A 15821-nucleotide genomic window follows, 5' to 3' on the forward strand; every position below is an offset into this window, starting at 1 on the left:
AATATTTTTTGAACATGTGATTTTAGTAAAAAAATGTACTTTTTGTCAAATTTTGGTTTATAATTACAAAAAAATTTTAAAGAATGATTATGAGATGTGAGCATTGCAGACTTGATTATAAACAATCTCAGATGATGGTGTATAAAGATAAATTTTTTTGTTGTAAAGGCTGTCAAAGTGTCTGGGAAATTTTACATGAAAATAAATTGGATGAATTTTATGAAAAACTTGGAAATCAGACTTTAAAGCCTGTGAATTTTCAAAATGATATGAAAAATTATGATGAATTTATTACTAAGACAAAAGAGGATTTTAGCGAAATTTATCTTATGATCCATGGCATAGAATGCACTGCTTGCATTTGGCTTAATGAGAAGATTTTAACGCGACAAGAAGGGATTTTAGAGCTTGATATGAATCATTTAAGTCATAAAATGCGCATTGTTTTTGATGAAAAAAGCATTTCTTTGGTGCAAATTTTAAGACTCATTGAAAGTATAGGTTATAAAGCAAGTGCTTATGATCCTACTAAGACTTCTAAAAAGGCGGATTTATTAAAAAGAAAATTTTATTCCCAGCTTGTAGTAGCTGTTGCTTGCGTGATGAATATCATGTGGATTGCTGTAGCAAAGTATGCAGGATTGTTTACAGGTATGGATAAAGATATTAAAGATATTTTAAATTTTGCAGAATTTATTCTTTGTTCTCCAGTACTTTTTTATACAGGATCTCATTTTTATAAAAGTGCTTTTAAAAGTCTTAAAATGCGTACTTTGAGTATGGATGTATTGGTGATTAGTGGGGCAAGCTTGGCTTATGTTTATTCTTTATGGGCAATGTTTTTTAGAATAGGTGAGGTGTATTTTGACTCTGTGGCTATGATAGTTTGCTTTGTGTTTATAGGCAAATATCTTGAAATGTTTAGTAAAAAACGTGCTTTAGATACTATAGATGGTTTAAATGATTTTTTACAAAATGAAGTTTTGGTTTTTAATGGTGAGGAATTTAAACTTAAAGAAGTGCAAAAGGTGTGTATAGGCGATACGATTTTATTAAAAACAGGTGATAAAGTTTTAATTGATGGTATTTGTACAAGTGGAGAAATTAGCATGGATACCTCTTCTTTAAACGGAGAAAATATCCCAAAGCTTGTACAAAAAAATGATGCAATTTTTTCAGCGTGTATAGTGCTTGATGGAAGTGCGCAATATAAGGCGACAAAACTTTATAAAGATTCTAAATTAAGTAAGATTATCCAACTTTTAGAATTTGCTAATTCTAAAAAAGCAAAGCTTGAAAGTTTGGTAAATAATCTTTTGGTTTATTTTTCAAGAACAGTTTTATTTTTGGCTTTGCTTTGCTTTGCTTTTGCTTGGTTTTATCGAGGGCTTGATTTTGAAAATTCCTTGGTTAATGCGATTTCGGTGTTGATTATTGCTTGTCCTTGTGCTTTGGCTTTGGCAACACCTGTTAGTAATCTTGTGGCTTTAGGAAGGGCTTTGAAAAAACATATTTTATTTAAAAGCGCTAGTGTTATAGAAGATCTTAGTAAGTGTAATTGTGTGGTGTTTGACAAAACAGGTATTTTAACTAAAATTCAATTAGAACTTAAAGAAGTTTTTTTAGATAAGCAAATTGATTTGGATGAATTTTATAATTTTATCAAGCTTTCTAAGCATCCTATCTCTCAAAATATTGCTTCGTATTTGAAAAAAAAAGGAGCTAAAGATTTGAATTTGAATTTTGAAAAACTTGTAAATGTTCAAGCTAAAGGTTTAAGTGCTTTTTTAGAGGGAAAGTCGTTTTTGGGTGGGAGTTGTAGATTTTTACAAGAAAGAGATATTTTGGTTAAGGATTCTGAAAATACGCATTTTGTTTTTGCTAAAGAAGGAAAAGTTTTAGCCTTTTTTGAATTTAATAGTATTTTAAGAGAGGGGGCTAAAGAACTTATTGATTATTTAAAAAAAGAAAAAAAAGAACTTATGATACTTAGCGGTGATCATCAAAAAGCTGTAGAAAAAGTCGCTAAAGAGTTGCAAATTCAAAATTTCAAAGCTTCTTGTTTGCCTGAAGATAAAATGAAAACCATTGAAAATTTAAGTAAAAAATATAAGGTTTTATTTGTAGGTGATGGGGTAAATGATGCTTTGGCATTAAAATACGCTACTGTTTCTATGACTTTAAGAGAAGGTAGTGATTTGGCTATAGAAAGCAGTGATATTTTACTTTTAAAAAATGATTTATTTTCTTTGAAAAAGGCGATTAAATTATCTAAAAATACTTTTAAGGTGATTAAGCAAAATCTTGCTTTTTCTTTAGTTTATAATGCTTGTACTATACCTTTGGCTTTTTTTGGTATGATAAATCCTTTATTTGCTGCTGTTTCTATGTCTTTTAGTAGTATAATAGTTATTTTAAATGCTTTAAGGATTAAAGAATGAATAATGTAATTATGATGATGATAGGGGTTTCAATTCTTATATTTTTTATTGTTTTAGCGGCTTTGCTTTGGGGGATTAAAAGCAAGCAATTTGACGATGATTATAAATTTACAACTTTAAATGACGATGAAGACGCCTTGCATGATGCTATAATGCTTGAAAAACGCAAAAAAGATCTTTTAGATAAGCAGAGGCTTTCTTAAGAAAGCCTAAAATTATTTTAAAGTTTCGATGTATTGTGCAATGGCTTGTAAATCAGCTTCACTTAAAGAAGCCAATTGGGTTTTCATAATGATGCCTTGACCGAATTTATTTCTTGTTCCTGCTTTGTATTCTTTAAGTGCTTGAGTGATTTCTTCTGAGCTTAAAGTATTAAGTGCAGGGACTTTGTTTAGATAAACTTTATCAGCTTTGGCACCATGGCATACAGCACACTTTTTAAATAGTGTAGCTCCATCCGCACCAAAAGCTGAAACGCCAAGACATGCTAAAGCAGAAACTGCTAATAATTTTCTCATTATTTTCTCCTTATGAAAATTTTAGATTACTCAGATATTATATAGCTTTATTTTTATAAAATTCTTAAGAATTAAAAGATGATATTTATTTTCTTTTTAAAAAGCTATATTATAATATTTCTTATGAAAACAAAAGCATTATTTTTGGATAGAGATGGTATTATAAATATAGATAAAAAATATGTTTATAAGATAGAAGATTTTGAATTTTGTGATGGAATTTTCGAACTTTGTAGGTATTTTTTAGATAAAGATTATTTACTATTTGTAGTAACAAATCAATCAGGTATTGCAAGAGGGTATTATAAGCAAAGTGATTTTTTTGCACTGTGTGATTTTATGTTGAAAGAATTTCAAGAACATAATGTTAAAATAACAAAAATTTATCATTGCCCGCATTTAGAAGGCTGTGAGTGTCGCAAACCTAAAGCTGGAATGTTTTTAAAAGCTAGGGATGAATTTAGAATTGATATGCAAAATTCTGTTTTCATAGGGGATAATTTAAGTGACATGCAAGCAGGAAAAAATGCACAAATAAAGACTTTGTTTTTAGTTAATAAAGAAAAACAAGAGGCTAGTTTTTTTAAGCAATTTAATGATTTAAAAGCAATTTTGAATTTTTTAAAAGAGAAGGAAGATAAATGAAAATAGCAATCACAGGTGGTGCAGGATTTATAGGATCGCAACTTGCTTTGCATTTACAAGATGAACATGAAATTTTAATTATAGATAAAATGCGTAGTAGTGCGGTTTTTGAAAATGGAAATTTGCAAAGTTTTGGACATTTTAAAAATTTGCTTGAATTTGATGGAGAGCTTTTTGTAGGTGATATTAATGATGAGAAAGTTTTTGAAAAAATAGAGGCTTTTAAACCTGAAGTGATCTTTCATCAAGCGGCCATTTCAGATACTACAGTTTTTGATCAAACTAAGGTTTTGCAAACAAATCTTAATACTTTTAAAGATTTTATAGAACTTAGTATAAAGCTTCATGCAAAATTAGTTTATGCAAGTTCAGCTTCTGTTTATGGTGATGCTATAAGTCCTCAAACTGTAGGAAAAGATGAAGAACCTAAAAATCCTTATGCTTTTTCTAAGCTTATGATGGATAAATTAGCCAAAAAATATTATGATAAAGCTCATTTAGTAGGACTTAGGTACTTTAATGTTTATGGTAAAGGGGAGTTTTATAAAAACAAAACTGCTTCTATGGTTTTGCAATTTGCCCATCAAATTTTAGCGGGAAAAAATCCGCGTTTGTTTGAAGGGAGTGATAAAATTTATAGAGATTTTACTTATATTAAAGACGTTATTAATGCTAATTTAATAGCTCTTGAGTCAAAATGTGGGGTTTATAATGTAGGAAGTGGTAAGGCAAGAACCTTCCAGGATATAGTAGATATTTTACAAAAAGAGCTTAATACTCATTTATCTTGTGAATATATCCTTAATCCTTATGTTAAATCTTATCAATTTCATACTCAGGCTAAACTTGATCAAACTTGGGCTTATAAGCCTCAATTTGGTCTTGAAGAAGGGATAAAAGATTATCTAGTAGAGATAAGAAGGCTTTTTGAAAAGGAAGTAAATGCTTGATTTTTTAAGTAAGCAAAAACCTAAAATTTTGGTTGTAGGGGATTTTATGGTGGATAATTACATTTGGTGTGATTGTTCACGTGTAAGTCCTGAAGCTCCTGTTTTGGTGGCAAAAACTTTAAAAAAAGACAAAAGACTTGGTGGCGCTGCAAATGTTTATGTCAATTTAAAAAGTCTTGGAGCTGAGGTTTTTTCACTAGGAGTTGTAGGAGATGATGAGGGAGGGAATTTTTTAAAAAAGAATTTAAAAGGAGAGTTTTTGACTCAAAAAGGACGTAAAACCCCTTTTAAAAACCGTATTATGGCACATAATCAGCAAGTTTTAAGGCTTGATGAAGAAGATGTAAGTGTGATTTTGCTTGAAGATGAGCTTATAGCTTTGTTTAATAAAAAAATTAAAGATTTTACAGCTGTAGTTTTAAGCGATTATGCTAAGGGCGTTTTAACGCCCAAGGTCTGTCAGGCTATGATAGAGAAGTCAAATGCTTTAAATATCCCTATTTTAGTCGATCCTAAAGGCAATGATTTTACTAAATATAGTGGTGCGACTTTACTTACACCTAATAAAAAAGAAGCTTTGCAAGTTTTGAAATTTGATAATTTAGAGGGCGAGAATTTAGCAAAAGGTATTAAAAAATTAAAAGATAATTTTTCTTTGCGTTATTCTATTATCACGCTTTCAGAAGCTGGTATCGCCTTTTTTGATGAGAGTTTGCATATAGTTCCTGCTAAGGCTTTAGAAGTTTACGATGTAACAGGTGCAGGCGATAGTGTGATTGCTGTTTTAGCTTTTTGTTTAGCTAGTGGGATTGAAATCTTAAAAGCTTGCGAGATTGCAAATGAAGCTGCTGCAGTGGTGGTGAGTAAAATAGGTAGCGTGAGTGTCAGTTTTGATGAAATTCAGAGTTTTAAACAAATGAATTTTGAAAAAAAGATTAAAACTAAAGAAGAGCTTTTAAAGATTTTAAAACAAAGCAATAAAAAGGTTGTTTTTACAAATGGCTGTTTTGATATAGTGCATTTTGGGCATATTAAATATCTTGAAAAAGCTAAGAGACTTGGAGATCTTTTAGTAGTAGGTTTAAATTCAGATGCAAGTGTAAAAAGATTAAAGGGCCATAAACGTCCTATTAATGCACAGTTTCAAAGGGCTTGTATGCTAGGGGCTTTTTATTTTGTGGATTTTGTTGTGATTTTTGATGAGGATACGCCTTTAGAACTTATAAGTTTTTTAAAACCTGATATTTTGGTTAAAGGTGCTGATTATAAAGACAAGCTTATAGTAGGTGCTGATTTGGTTTCAAGAGTTGAGTTGATAGACTTTGAAGAGGGTTTTAGTACAAGCAATATTATAGAAAAAATAAAGGATAAATAATGATAGATTTAGTAGAAAAAGAATGGCAAGAACATAAGAAAATTTTAGAAGCAAGTGAAATTTTAAAAGGACAAATTGCAAAAGTAGGGGAGCTTTTGTGTGAGAATTTAGAAAAAGACAGAAATATTTTAATTTGTGGTAATGGCGGTAGTGCGGCTGATTCTCAGCATTTTGCAACCGAGTTGAGTGGACGTTATAAAAAAGAGCGTAGGGCTTTAGCAGGGATTGCTTTAACGACTGATACTTCAGCTTTGACTGCTATAGGAAATGATTATGGCTTTGAGTTTGTTTTTTCAAGGCAAATTGAAGCTTTAGCAAGGGAAAATGATGTTTTAATCGGTATTTCAACTAGTGGAAAAAGTCCTAATGTTTTAGAGGCTTTTAAAAAAGCTAAGGAATTAAATATGCTTTGCATAGGGCTTAGCGGGAAAGGTGGAGGATTGATGAACAAGCTTTGCGATTATAATCTTGTTGTGCCTAGTGATGATACGGCTAGAATTCAAGAAATGCATATTTTAATCTTGCATACTCTTTGTCAAATGGTAGATGAAAGATTTTAGAAATATTTTAAAATAAAAAGTATTTTAAGAATGAAATAGTGATTAATTACTCAATATTTTTAAATTTTTTGAGTTTTATCACTATTTATGTTTTAGTTTGTCTTGATTTGAGAATTTCTTCAGCTTTTTTTAAATCATTAAGATTGTCTATGTCTAAACTTGCAATTTCATCCATTAAAAAATGCTTTGTGTTTTTTTGTAAAAAGCTGGGTTTTTTTAAAAATTTTTTTATATTTAAAATATAAATAGCACCATTACTCATATAAGTTTTGGGTAGCTTTTGTCTTGGCATAAAAGCGTAATTGTCGTTGCAAATTCCTTTTAAATTATTGTTTTTGTCACAGATAAAAGCTTTTAAAATTTTATTATCGTATGCACATACACTGATTAAAGCATCGGCTTTGCTTTGTTGATAAAGTTTGAAAGCTTCATTGATGTGAGTATGATTTCTTAAAGGTGAGGTTGGTTGAAGTAAGATTACATTTTCGTAATTTTTATAAAATTCCAAAGCATGTAAAAGCACTTTATCGCTTGTAGTATCATCTTTGGCCAAATCGCTTGGGCGTTTTAGGCATTGAACATTTTTAGCTTTAGCGTATTCTAAAATTTCATCATTATCGCTGCTTACAAGTATTTTGTCTATGTATTGGGAATTTTGTGCTGCTCTGATGGTATAATAAATTAAAGGATGTTCATTAAGCAAAGCCAGATTTTTCTTTTTAATGCCTTTAGAGCCCCCACGAGCAGGAATAATAGCTAAAGTCATTTTTAATCCATGAAATTGCAAAGATTTAAAGTGGGTTTAAGATCTTTGGTTTTATTGTTATAGTATGTTTTTTTAAAAGTCTTCATTGTAGGTCTTTAAAAATCTTTTGTTTATTAATTTCAAAAAATACACCACTTTGTAAATATTTAAAAAACAATTTTGAACTGTCTAAAATCTCTAATTTAGTATTAAATAAGTCTTGCTTTTTATGGATGCTATTGATTGCATTTAGAATTTCTTGTGTGTTTGCTTTCACATTGAGCGTGTTTTTACTGCCTAATCTTCCATTTTGCCTTGTACCTACTAATATGCCTGCTGTTTTTAAATATAAAGCTTCTTTTAAAATACAGCTTGAATTGCCTATAATAAAATCAGCATGCTTTAAAAGAGTTATAAAATACTCAAAACGTAAAGAAGGAAAGAGTTTAAATCTAGGATCATCTTTAAATCTTTCATAGCTTTGCAAAATCAACTCAAAGCCTAAATCATTATTAGGATAAATTACGATGTAATTTTTAGCGCTTTGTTTTAAAGCTTCTACTAGATTATCAGCTTGTGTTTTTATGCTTGTAATCTCTGTTGTAACAGGATGAAATACAAGCAAGGCGTAGTCTTTGAAGTTAATATCATAATAGCTTTTTGCTTCATGGAGTGAAATTTTATTATTGTTTAAGAGTTCTAAATCAGGCGAGCCTATGATAAAAATAGATTTTTCATCTTCACCAAGTTGGATCAAGCGTTTTTTTGCTTGTTCATCATTTACTAAATGAATATGGGTTAGTTTGGATATAGCATGGCGTAAGCTATCATCAATAGTGCCTGAAATTTCGCCTCCTTCAATGTGTGCTACTAAAATATTGTTTAAAGCACCTACAATAGCAGCTGCTAAAGGTTCTATCCTGTCTCCATGGACTACAATTAAATCAGGATTGATTTCATTAACATATCTTGAAAAACCATCTATTGTTGCTGCTAATGCTTTGTCGGTTTGATAATATTTATCATAATTTATAAATTCATAAATATTTTTAAAGCCATTTTTGTAAATTTCTTTGACTGTATAGCCAAAATTTTTACTCAAATGCATGCCTGTTGCAAAGATGAAAAGTTCAAATTCATTTGAATTTTCAACCCTTTGCATCAAAGATCTAATTTTAGAATAATCAGCCCTAGTGCCTGTGATAAAAAGGATTTTTTTCACTCAAAATCCTCATAGCTTAATTGTGTGTCATTGGCTATATCTTTTATTGCTCTTTTATTTAGAATTTTTTCAAATTCACTTGCACTAATGCCACCAATACCTGGCCGTTTGACCCAAATATTCTCTTGGGATAAAATTTCACCTTTTTTAATATCTTTAATGCTAACAACACTAGCAAAAGCAAAATCAATGGTAACTTGTTCTTCTTTTGTAGCTTTCTTTTCAGCATTAATACCGCGCATAATGGCTATTTGTTCGCTTTGTTGTATGAGTTCTTTTAAGGCCTTAGTATCCATAGAACATACTATATCAGGCCCTTTTCTGTCTTTAGTATCTGTAAAATGTTTTTCTAATACACAAGCCCCAAGTGCTGTTGCACCTAGGCAAGCAAGATTATCAGTAGTATGATCACTTAAACCTACCATACAAGAAAATTCTTCTTTAAGTTTAAGCATAGCATTTAATCTTACAAGTTTATGCGGGGTTGGATAAAGATTGGTTGTGTGCATTAAGACAAAGGGGATATCATTATCAAGTAGTATTTTTACGGTTGGTTTAATAGTGTCTATACTATTCATTCCTGTGCTTACTATCATAGGTTTTTTAAAGGCTACGATGTGCTTGATAAGAGGATAATTATTACATTCGCCTGAACCTATTTTAAAAGCACTAACGCCCATATCTTCAAGCCTGTTTGCAGCTTGACGAGAAAAAGGTGTGCTTAAATACACTAGTCCTAATTTTTCGGTGTATTCTTTAAGGGCTAATTCATCTTTATAATTTAAAGCACATTTTTGCATGATTTCATAAATACTTATATTAGCATTTCCTGGTATGACCTTTTTTGCAGCTTTACTCATTTCATCTTCAATGATGTGAGTTTGGTGCTTGATGATTTTTGCACCAGCATTAAAGGCAGCATCTACCATGATTTTAGCAAGCTCTAAACTGCCATTATGATTGATGCCAATTTCAGGTACGATTAAAGGTGCATTTTCTTCATTTATCGTGATATTTTGTATTTTTATTTCTTGCATTTTGTTCTCCTTGATCTATAATAATGTTTTATATCACTAGGTAACCTTAATAAATTTTCTATTAATTTGTAATAAATATTTTCTTTTAACCTAGGTTTTTCACAAATTTCATCGTCTATTGGAAAATTTTTATAAGCTTCTTTAGAAGGTAGGAGTATGTCTTTGATATAATTGTTTTTTTCTTGTAGTTTAAACGCAGAAGAGCTATGGGGTGCTAGTTCTATGAAATTTGCTAAAGGACTATTAGGACATAAGCAATAAAATTTTACTTTGTAAGTTTCTTTTAGAAATTGTAAGGCTTTAATATCGGTGTTTTTGCTGTGTCCAAAATAATGTGAGTTGTCATTTTTAAAATTAGGTTCTAATTTTAAAAGATTTTTTTGCTTAGTATTAAAAGCATAAGATGAACCATTGTGATAAAAATCAATTCCTGTAAGATAGATTTCTTTATAGCCTAGTGCTATGGCTATTGCACACATGTAGATTCCTGAAGTGATTCTTTGATTAAAATAAATTTCATGAAATTTAAAATAAGCATCAAATTGCTTTAGTTGCTTAAAAAACTCATAGCCTAAATGCACATCAGGGAAATAATTATAGAAATTTTTAGAAAAGTTTGCATTTTCTATATTGGTTAGGTTGAAATTAGAGCAGATAATCAATTCAGTTTCGTATTCTTTTTTATCGATTAAATGTTTTAGAGTATAATATTGTTCGAAAAATAAAGTAGGATTATAAAATACTGCTTTGCATTTTTTACCAAGATAGTATTTATCTTCGAAGTAAAATTGATTGCACCGAAAAACATCGTATTCTAAAGGTAATCTAGTATAATCAATCTCTTTTAAACTCGGTCCATTTCCCGCAATTATAACTTTTTGCATTTAGAGTCTTTCATATTTATTTTTCGCAATTATATCTAAGCACATTTTATGTTTTAATTAATATTATAAAAATAAAGGCTTAAATATGCTTAAATTTCATTGTGCTATGGCAAAGGTTTTAAATCATAGAATTACTGATGATGTTTTGTGCTTTTTTTATAACTATTTTGGGATTTAAATCTTTCATGCATTTATGGTGTTTTAAAGGGCAAATTTTTTGCATACAGGGCATGCAATCGAGATTTAAATGGGCTAATTGTGCATTTTTGTTTTGCCATGGCGAGGTTTGGGTGAATTTTGTCGGGCCAAAAATAGCCACAGTTTTGACCTTGTAAACAGTGCTAATATGCATAGGGCCACTATCATTTGTGATAAAAATATCACAAAAAGCAATGTTTTGACAAAGTGTTTTGATAGTAGTTTTATTGCAAAGATTTTTAACTTTGATGTTTTTTTCTTTTAGGATATTAAAAATTTCATCGCAAAGTTCTTGTTCGGTTTTACCTGCTCCAAAGATTAAAACTTCATGGGTTTTGGAAAAATTTAAAGCCACCTCAGCAAAATAATTTGCATCCCATCTTTTAGCACTTCCAAAACTAGCTCCTGGGTTTAGACCTAGGATTTTTTTGCCGTTTTTTAATACTAAAGGGCTTTGAAATTTTAATTTAAAAGGAAGTTTTAATGCTTGAGAGTTTATTTTATAATGAAGGGAATTTTCTATGAAATAAAGATATTTTAAAACTTGGTGTTCTTCTTTAAATCTATATTTATTAAAAAAATATCTTTGCTTGATTTTAAGCATGTGTAAAATGATCTTAGAAGATAAAGCTGATCTAAAAGAAATGCCAAGGTCGATTTTACCTAATGTTTTGCGTAAGCTTAAAGCTTGTTTATAACGCGTTTTTTTTTCTTCTATAATGATTTGTGCATTGGGAAATTCTTTAAAAAGTGCTGTTGATGCTAAAGATCCATACAGTATAAAATGCGCGTTTTTAAAACGTTCATAAACTCCATATAAAGCTGCTGAAGCCATAACAGCATCGCCTAACCAAGTGGGAAGATGGATAAAAATTTTCATAAATTTCCTAAATTTTAATAAAATCTTTATTATTATTTTAGCAAAAAATAGGAAAAATATGCCACAACTTTCTATCATAATACCGCTTTTTAATTCTCAAGCTTTCATTACAAGAGCTTTGCAAAGCTGTATCCATCAAAGTTTAAAAGATATTGAAATTTTAGTAATTGATGATAAGAGTGAGGATGAGAGTTTTAAAATGGCTTTAAAAATGGCTAAAAAAGATCAAAGAATAAAACTTTTTAAAAATGATAAAAATCGCGGTACCTTTACTAGTAGGAATTTAGGAGTTTTAAGAGCAAATTCACCTTTTTTGATCTTTTTAGACAGTGATGATTTTTTAAATTTAAAAGCTTGTGAGTTAGCTTTAGCTAAGATGAAAGAAGGGTTTGATTTATTGTGTTTTGATGCTTATGTGCATAGGGTTAAAACCAAACAATTTTATCGTTTTAAGCAAGATGAGGTTTTCACCCAGCAGGGATTTTTAGAATTTTTAAGCAAACAAAGGCATTTTTGTTGGTCGGTTTGGGCAAAATGCTTTAAGCAAGATTTGGTTTTAAAAAGCTTTGAAAAAATTGATATTTATGAGAATTTAAGCTATGGCGAAGATGTGCTTTTTTGCTATATGAATTTCATGCTTTGTGAAAAAATAGGTATTTTTAAACAGTGTATTTATTATTATGAATTTAATGAAAAAGGCAGGTATGAAAACAAAAATAGAGAAATTTTATGGCAAAATTGTAAGGATAAACAAAAAAGCAATGATCTTATAAAAAAACTTTCTTTAGATTATAAAAAGGATGCATTTCATGAAAGATTGTTTGAGGTTTTGGAAAAAGAAAATATGAATTTAAAAAAGAGAATCAATGAAACAAGAAGTTAGTAGTTTTTGGTACACGCCTAAGGGTTTTGCAGACATAGGATTAATGGAGATTTTAGCTATAAAGTCTTTTATAGCCAATGGTTATAGATTTGTTTTATACACTTATAATTTTAATGATAAAATTTTTAAAAAACTAGATGATTTGTTTGATGATTTTAAATTAAAAGATGCAAATGAAATAATACCTTTTAAAGATTATTTTAAGGATGATAGAGGTATGGGAGTGGCTGCTTTTTCTGATTATTTTAGATTTAATCTTCTTTATCAGGGGGGGGGTATATGGGCAGATCTTGATATGGTTTGTTTAAATTATGGGGATTTAAAGCAAGAATATATTTTTTCTCAAGAAATTGATGAAGATGAGAATAAGCCAAGGATTACAACTTCATTTTTAAAATTTCCTAAAAATTCAGAATTTGGGAAAAATCTTGTACAAGAATCGCAAAAAATTATCGCTGGAAGAAAAATAGTTCCTTGGGGTATTATAGGTCCTTGGTTCTTAGCAAAACAAGTAAAAAAGCATAATTTGGAAAATTTTGCCTGGGATTATAAGCAAACTTGTCAAATTCCTTGGAGTAAAACTAAGGATTTTATCAACAAAAATGCAATTTTTGATGCGACTAGACCTTTTATGCATTTATTTGCTGAGACTTGGAGAGCTAATAAAATGGATAAAAATTATTTTTATAAAGAAGGAATTTATGCTAATTTGTTAGCCAAATATCAAATCTATGATTTGCTAGACATTATAGCTTATTCTAAGAAAAATTCTTTTTTAAGATTTATAGATAAGCTTAAATATAAATTAAAAATTTAAGTGTTTATGGGAATGGTGTGGCTTTGATTTTATGTATCATGAGTATGAAATTTTTAGGAAAAATAAAGCTTGAAATTTATAATGCTTTCTAAATTATATTAAATTTGTTAGGCTATAATTGTTTTTTATGATTATAATGAGGATTAGGGTGGAAAATTCTTTAATTTCTATAATTTTGCCCACTTATAATGTGGAAAAATATATAGCAAAGGCCTTGCAAAGTTGTATTAATCAAAGTTTTAAAAATATAGAAATTATAGTTGTAGATGATTGTGGAGATGATAAGAGTATTTTAATAGCAAAAGAATATGCTAAAAAAGATGCTAGGATTAAAATAATCCACAATAAACAAAATTTGCAGCTTCTTAAGGCAAGATAGAAGAGGTAAAAATAGCAAATTCACCTTATATAATGTTTTTAGATCCTGATGATTATCTTGAGTTTGATGCTTGTGAGAAAGCATATGATTTTATTGCTTGGCATAAGGATATTGATATATTATTTTTCAATGCTATTGTTGAAGATGATAATGCCATTTATTATAGAAAATTTCATTTTGATTGTGGTTCTTATTATCGTAATGACTTTATACGAAAGCTTATATTAAATAAAAATTTATACTGGACCATATGGGCAAAGCTTATAAAAAAAGATTTGTATTTACAAGCCTATGCGAATTTAAATTTAAAAGAAGATCTTAAGCTTAATATGGCTGAAGATGTTTTATTATATTATCCTATGTTAAATAAGGCTGAAAAAATAGGATATTTAAACCAGAATTTGTATCATTATACAATTAATAGTAATTCTATTTGCAATGTCAAAGATAAAACTTTTATCCAAAAAAATATCAAAGACCAATATTTAGTTTTAGATTATTTAAAGCAAAATTATATTGCTAATAAGCATTGTGGGATTTTATATGTTTTCATTAAATATTTATTGCTTATACAGATTTATAAAATGAAAGAAAAAAATGTTCGAAGTTTTCTTATAAAATTAAATATTTTAGCTTTTAAAATTTTATTTAAATATAAAAAAATATTTCTTTTAAGAAAACATAGAAAATATTTTTTCTAAAGATTTTTGAGAAATCATGCTAGGATCTATTCTTTTTTGAAGGAATTTAAGATGGTATTTTTGAAATTCTTCTAGACTTATCCAATGATATTTTTTAACATCTTGCATTCTATGGGTTTTAAGAAAAGGGAAATGATAATTGTTTAATTCTGTTTTATAAAACATTCTATGCTTGATTTTTAGTTGCTCTAATGAGTAGATGTTTTCATGGTTTGTCGTTTTTGTTGCAAGATCCCAATTATTATGAGTTCTATCGATTAAAATTTCTTCCCAAGATAGTTTATGATTATTTATAAGAAGGTAATCTCCTGGTTCTTTAAAGATCTGGCCATTATTGTCTTGACAGAGAAAAAAGTTATTATTAAAATAATGAATGTCAATTCTTGCATAGCTAAGCACGTCGTATTTGTGTTTAGGGATATAAAAACTTTTATAAAGTTTTTTAGCATCATAGTAATGATCAACATCGATTTTAATAAGCCATTCTCCTTGTGGTATAAAAGAAGCCACCCAATTATAATAAGAATAAAGCTTATTTTCTTCTTTTTGAGGGTTTTGTAACTGTATAGTATAAGGATATTTTTTAGGGATAAAGCTAGGGTATTGTTGGCAAAATTCTAAAATAATTTCTTCGCTTCCATCATCACAATCATTATAGCCTATAATACCTCTTTGTATAGCAGGCAAGATGCTTTCTAAGCAAGCTCTTAAGGTTAAAGCCTCGTTTTTTACCCTTATAAAAGCCCAAGGATTTAAAGCAGATTTAGGATCTTTAGCCCTTTGATCAAGATCGAAAAATCCCTGATGCATCGATCCCCCCCCCCATTAACTTTTTTATTTATTTTATAAAAATATTCATTATCATATAATTGTATTTTATTTAAAATATTTTTGGGGATTTTAGTATCGACTTTTTCTAAAGGGATGGTTTTATTGTTTAAATTGTACCTTATTTTTTTTCTCCAAGAATTAATAGGTATAAATAATACTAATAATTTTATAAACAAGTTTCTTATTTTCAAATCTTTTTCACTTTCTATAGGGTATAATTTATAAAACCAAAAGAAAGTATATATGAATAATCCTTTAATTTCTATTATCATACCCATTTACAATGTTGCTTTTTATTTAAGAGAATGCCTTGATAGTGTCCTTGCACAAAGCTATACTAATTTAGACATTATTTTAGTTGATGATGGAAGTACTGATGGGAGTTTGGATATAGCGCTTGAGTATTTAAATAAGGATGCAAGAATATTTTTAATCTCTAAGGAAAATGCAGGTTTATCTTCAGCTAGAAACACAGGCTTAGAGTTTTTAAAGGGTAGTGCTTTAAGATCTTTTTTCCAAGATAAAAAAGAAGAAAATATTATTTCTTTTTGTACAACACATGGTTTTGATAAGGATACAAAAATCTTAAAAAAAGAAACTATAAAATCAACTTTTACCCTTATTCAAGAAAGATATATTAAAAGTTCTATAGAAAATATTAATGATTTTATCATTCAAGAATTACCCCATGATGCTATCATACATTTTTTAGACAGTGATGATTATTTTTTAAACAATTGCATAGAACTTTGTAT

At 28.9% G+C, this 15821-nt stretch carries 15 protein-coding genes and 2 pseudogenes; 10 read left to right on the forward strand and 7 right to left on the reverse strand.

What is annotated here, in order from left to right; translation table 11 throughout:
- Nucleotides 1–83: 83 nt before the first annotated feature.
- Nucleotides 84–2441, forward strand: coding sequence for a heavy metal translocating P-type ATPase (locus GRQ01_RS01485; RefSeq protein WP_158334082.1), 2358 nt, complete (start codon nucleotides 84–86; stop codon nucleotides 2439–2441).
- A complete protein-coding gene (gene ccoS, locus GRQ01_RS01490) occupies nucleotides 2438–2644 on the forward strand; it encodes a cbb3-type cytochrome oxidase assembly protein CcoS (RefSeq protein WP_158334083.1) in 207 nt (68 codons plus the stop codon). The genes GRQ01_RS01485 and ccoS overlap by 4 nt, the downstream gene beginning before the upstream one ends.
- 12 nt (nucleotides 2645–2656) lie before the next feature.
- On the opposite strand, the gene GRQ01_RS01495 is transcribed toward ccoS, so the two are convergent.
- Nucleotides 2657–2959 carry a c-type cytochrome gene (locus GRQ01_RS01495; protein ID WP_158334084.1) on the reverse strand — a complete coding sequence of 101 codons (303 nt, stop codon included), beginning with the start codon at nucleotides 2957–2959 and terminating at the stop codon, nucleotides 2657–2659.
- Nucleotides 2960–3040: 81 nt separating this feature from the next.
- Here GRQ01_RS01495 and GRQ01_RS01500 point away from each other — a divergent pair, with 81 nt between their 5' ends.
- Genes GRQ01_RS01500 through gmhA form a run of 4 tightly spaced genes read left to right on the forward strand, consistent with a single transcriptional unit; the run spans nucleotide 3041 to nucleotide 6489 of the window.
- Nucleotides 3041–3604, forward strand: coding sequence for a D-glycero-alpha-D-manno-heptose-1,7-bisphosphate 7-phosphatase (locus GRQ01_RS01500; protein WP_373447880.1), 564 nt, complete (start codon nucleotides 3041–3043; stop codon nucleotides 3602–3604).
- Nucleotides 3601–4554: an ADP-glyceromanno-heptose 6-epimerase gene (gene rfaD, locus GRQ01_RS01505; protein ID WP_158334086.1), complete on the forward strand. Its 954-nt coding sequence runs from the start codon at nucleotides 3601–3603 to the stop codon at nucleotides 4552–4554. Before GRQ01_RS01500 ends, rfaD begins: the two co-directional genes overlap by 4 nt.
- Nucleotides 4547–5929 (forward strand): D-glycero-beta-D-manno-heptose-7-phosphate kinase, encoded by a 1383-nt coding sequence (gene rfaE1 / locus GRQ01_RS01510; RefSeq protein ID WP_158334087.1) that lies wholly within the window; start codon nucleotides 4547–4549, stop codon nucleotides 5927–5929. Before rfaD ends, rfaE1 begins: the two co-directional genes overlap by 8 nt.
- The gene (gene gmhA, locus GRQ01_RS01515) at nucleotides 5929–6489 is read left to right on the forward strand and encodes a D-sedoheptulose 7-phosphate isomerase (protein WP_158334088.1); all 561 of its coding nucleotides are present in this window, start codon (nucleotides 5929–5931) and stop codon (nucleotides 6487–6489) included. The genes rfaE1 and gmhA overlap by 1 nt, the downstream gene beginning before the upstream one ends.
- An 85-nt stretch (nucleotides 6490–6574) precedes the next feature.
- Here gmhA and GRQ01_RS01520 read toward each other — a convergent pair whose 3' ends face one another.
- From GRQ01_RS01520 to GRQ01_RS01540, 5 genes are all read right to left on the reverse strand, one after another.
- Nucleotides 6575–7255: an acylneuraminate cytidylyltransferase family protein gene (locus GRQ01_RS01520; protein WP_158334089.1), complete on the reverse strand. Its 681-nt coding sequence runs from the start codon at nucleotides 7253–7255 to the stop codon at nucleotides 6575–6577.
- Between the two features lie 82 nt (nucleotides 7256–7337).
- Nucleotides 7338–8456, reverse strand: a complete 1119-nt coding sequence (gene neuC, locus GRQ01_RS01525; RefSeq protein ID WP_203121127.1) for a UDP-N-acetylglucosamine 2-epimerase — start codon at nucleotides 8454–8456, stop codon at nucleotides 7338–7340.
- Nucleotides 8453–9493, reverse strand: a complete 1041-nt coding sequence (locus tag GRQ01_RS01530) for an N-acetylneuraminate synthase family protein (protein ID WP_158334090.1) — start codon at nucleotides 9491–9493, stop codon at nucleotides 8453–8455. Before GRQ01_RS01530 ends, neuC begins: the two co-directional genes overlap by 4 nt.
- Complete coding sequence (locus GRQ01_RS01535) at nucleotides 9481–10377, reverse strand: alpha-2,3-sialyltransferase (protein ID WP_158334091.1); 897 nt, start codon at nucleotides 10375–10377, stop codon at nucleotides 9481–9483. The genes GRQ01_RS01530 and GRQ01_RS01535 overlap by 13 nt, the downstream gene beginning before the upstream one ends.
- Nucleotides 10378–10495: 118 nt before the next feature.
- A complete protein-coding gene (locus tag GRQ01_RS01540) occupies nucleotides 10496–11455 on the reverse strand; it encodes a glycosyltransferase family 9 protein (protein ID WP_158334092.1) in 960 nt (319 codons plus the stop codon).
- 58 nt (nucleotides 11456–11513) lie between these two features.
- On the opposite strand from GRQ01_RS01540, the gene GRQ01_RS01545 reads away from it, so the two are divergent.
- From GRQ01_RS01545 to GRQ01_RS01555, 3 genes and pseudogenes are all read left to right on the forward strand, one after another.
- On the forward strand, nucleotides 11514–12338 hold the full coding sequence (locus GRQ01_RS01545) for a glycosyltransferase family 2 protein (RefSeq protein WP_158334093.1): 825 nt from the start codon (nucleotides 11514–11516) through the stop codon (nucleotides 12336–12338).
- Nucleotides 12322–13155: a glycosyltransferase gene (locus GRQ01_RS01550; RefSeq protein WP_158334094.1), complete on the forward strand. Its 834-nt coding sequence runs from the start codon at nucleotides 12322–12324 to the stop codon at nucleotides 13153–13155. The genes GRQ01_RS01545 and GRQ01_RS01550 overlap by 17 nt, the downstream gene beginning before the upstream one ends.
- Nucleotides 13156–13291: 136 nt before the next feature.
- Nucleotides 13292–14235, forward strand: a pseudogene (locus tag GRQ01_RS01555) (glycosyltransferase family 2 protein).
- Here the strand turns inward: GRQ01_RS01555 and GRQ01_RS01560 are convergent.
- Nucleotides 14206–15257, reverse strand: a pseudogene (locus GRQ01_RS01560) (beta-1,4-N-acetylgalactosaminyltransferase). The pseudogenes GRQ01_RS01555 and GRQ01_RS01560 sit on opposite strands and share 30 nt — an antisense overlap.
- A 52-nt stretch (nucleotides 15258–15309) precedes the next feature.
- Between GRQ01_RS01560 and GRQ01_RS01565 the strand changes: the two are divergent.
- Nucleotides 15310–15821: glycosyltransferase family 2 protein (locus tag GRQ01_RS01565; protein WP_158334095.1), on the forward strand; the 512-nt coding region annotated here is incomplete at its 3' end.

Origin of the sequence: Campylobacter bilis (assembly GCF_016806695.1) — a bacterium.
Taxonomy (GTDB): Bacteria; Campylobacterota; Campylobacteria; order Campylobacterales; family Campylobacteraceae; genus Campylobacter_D; species Campylobacter_D bilis.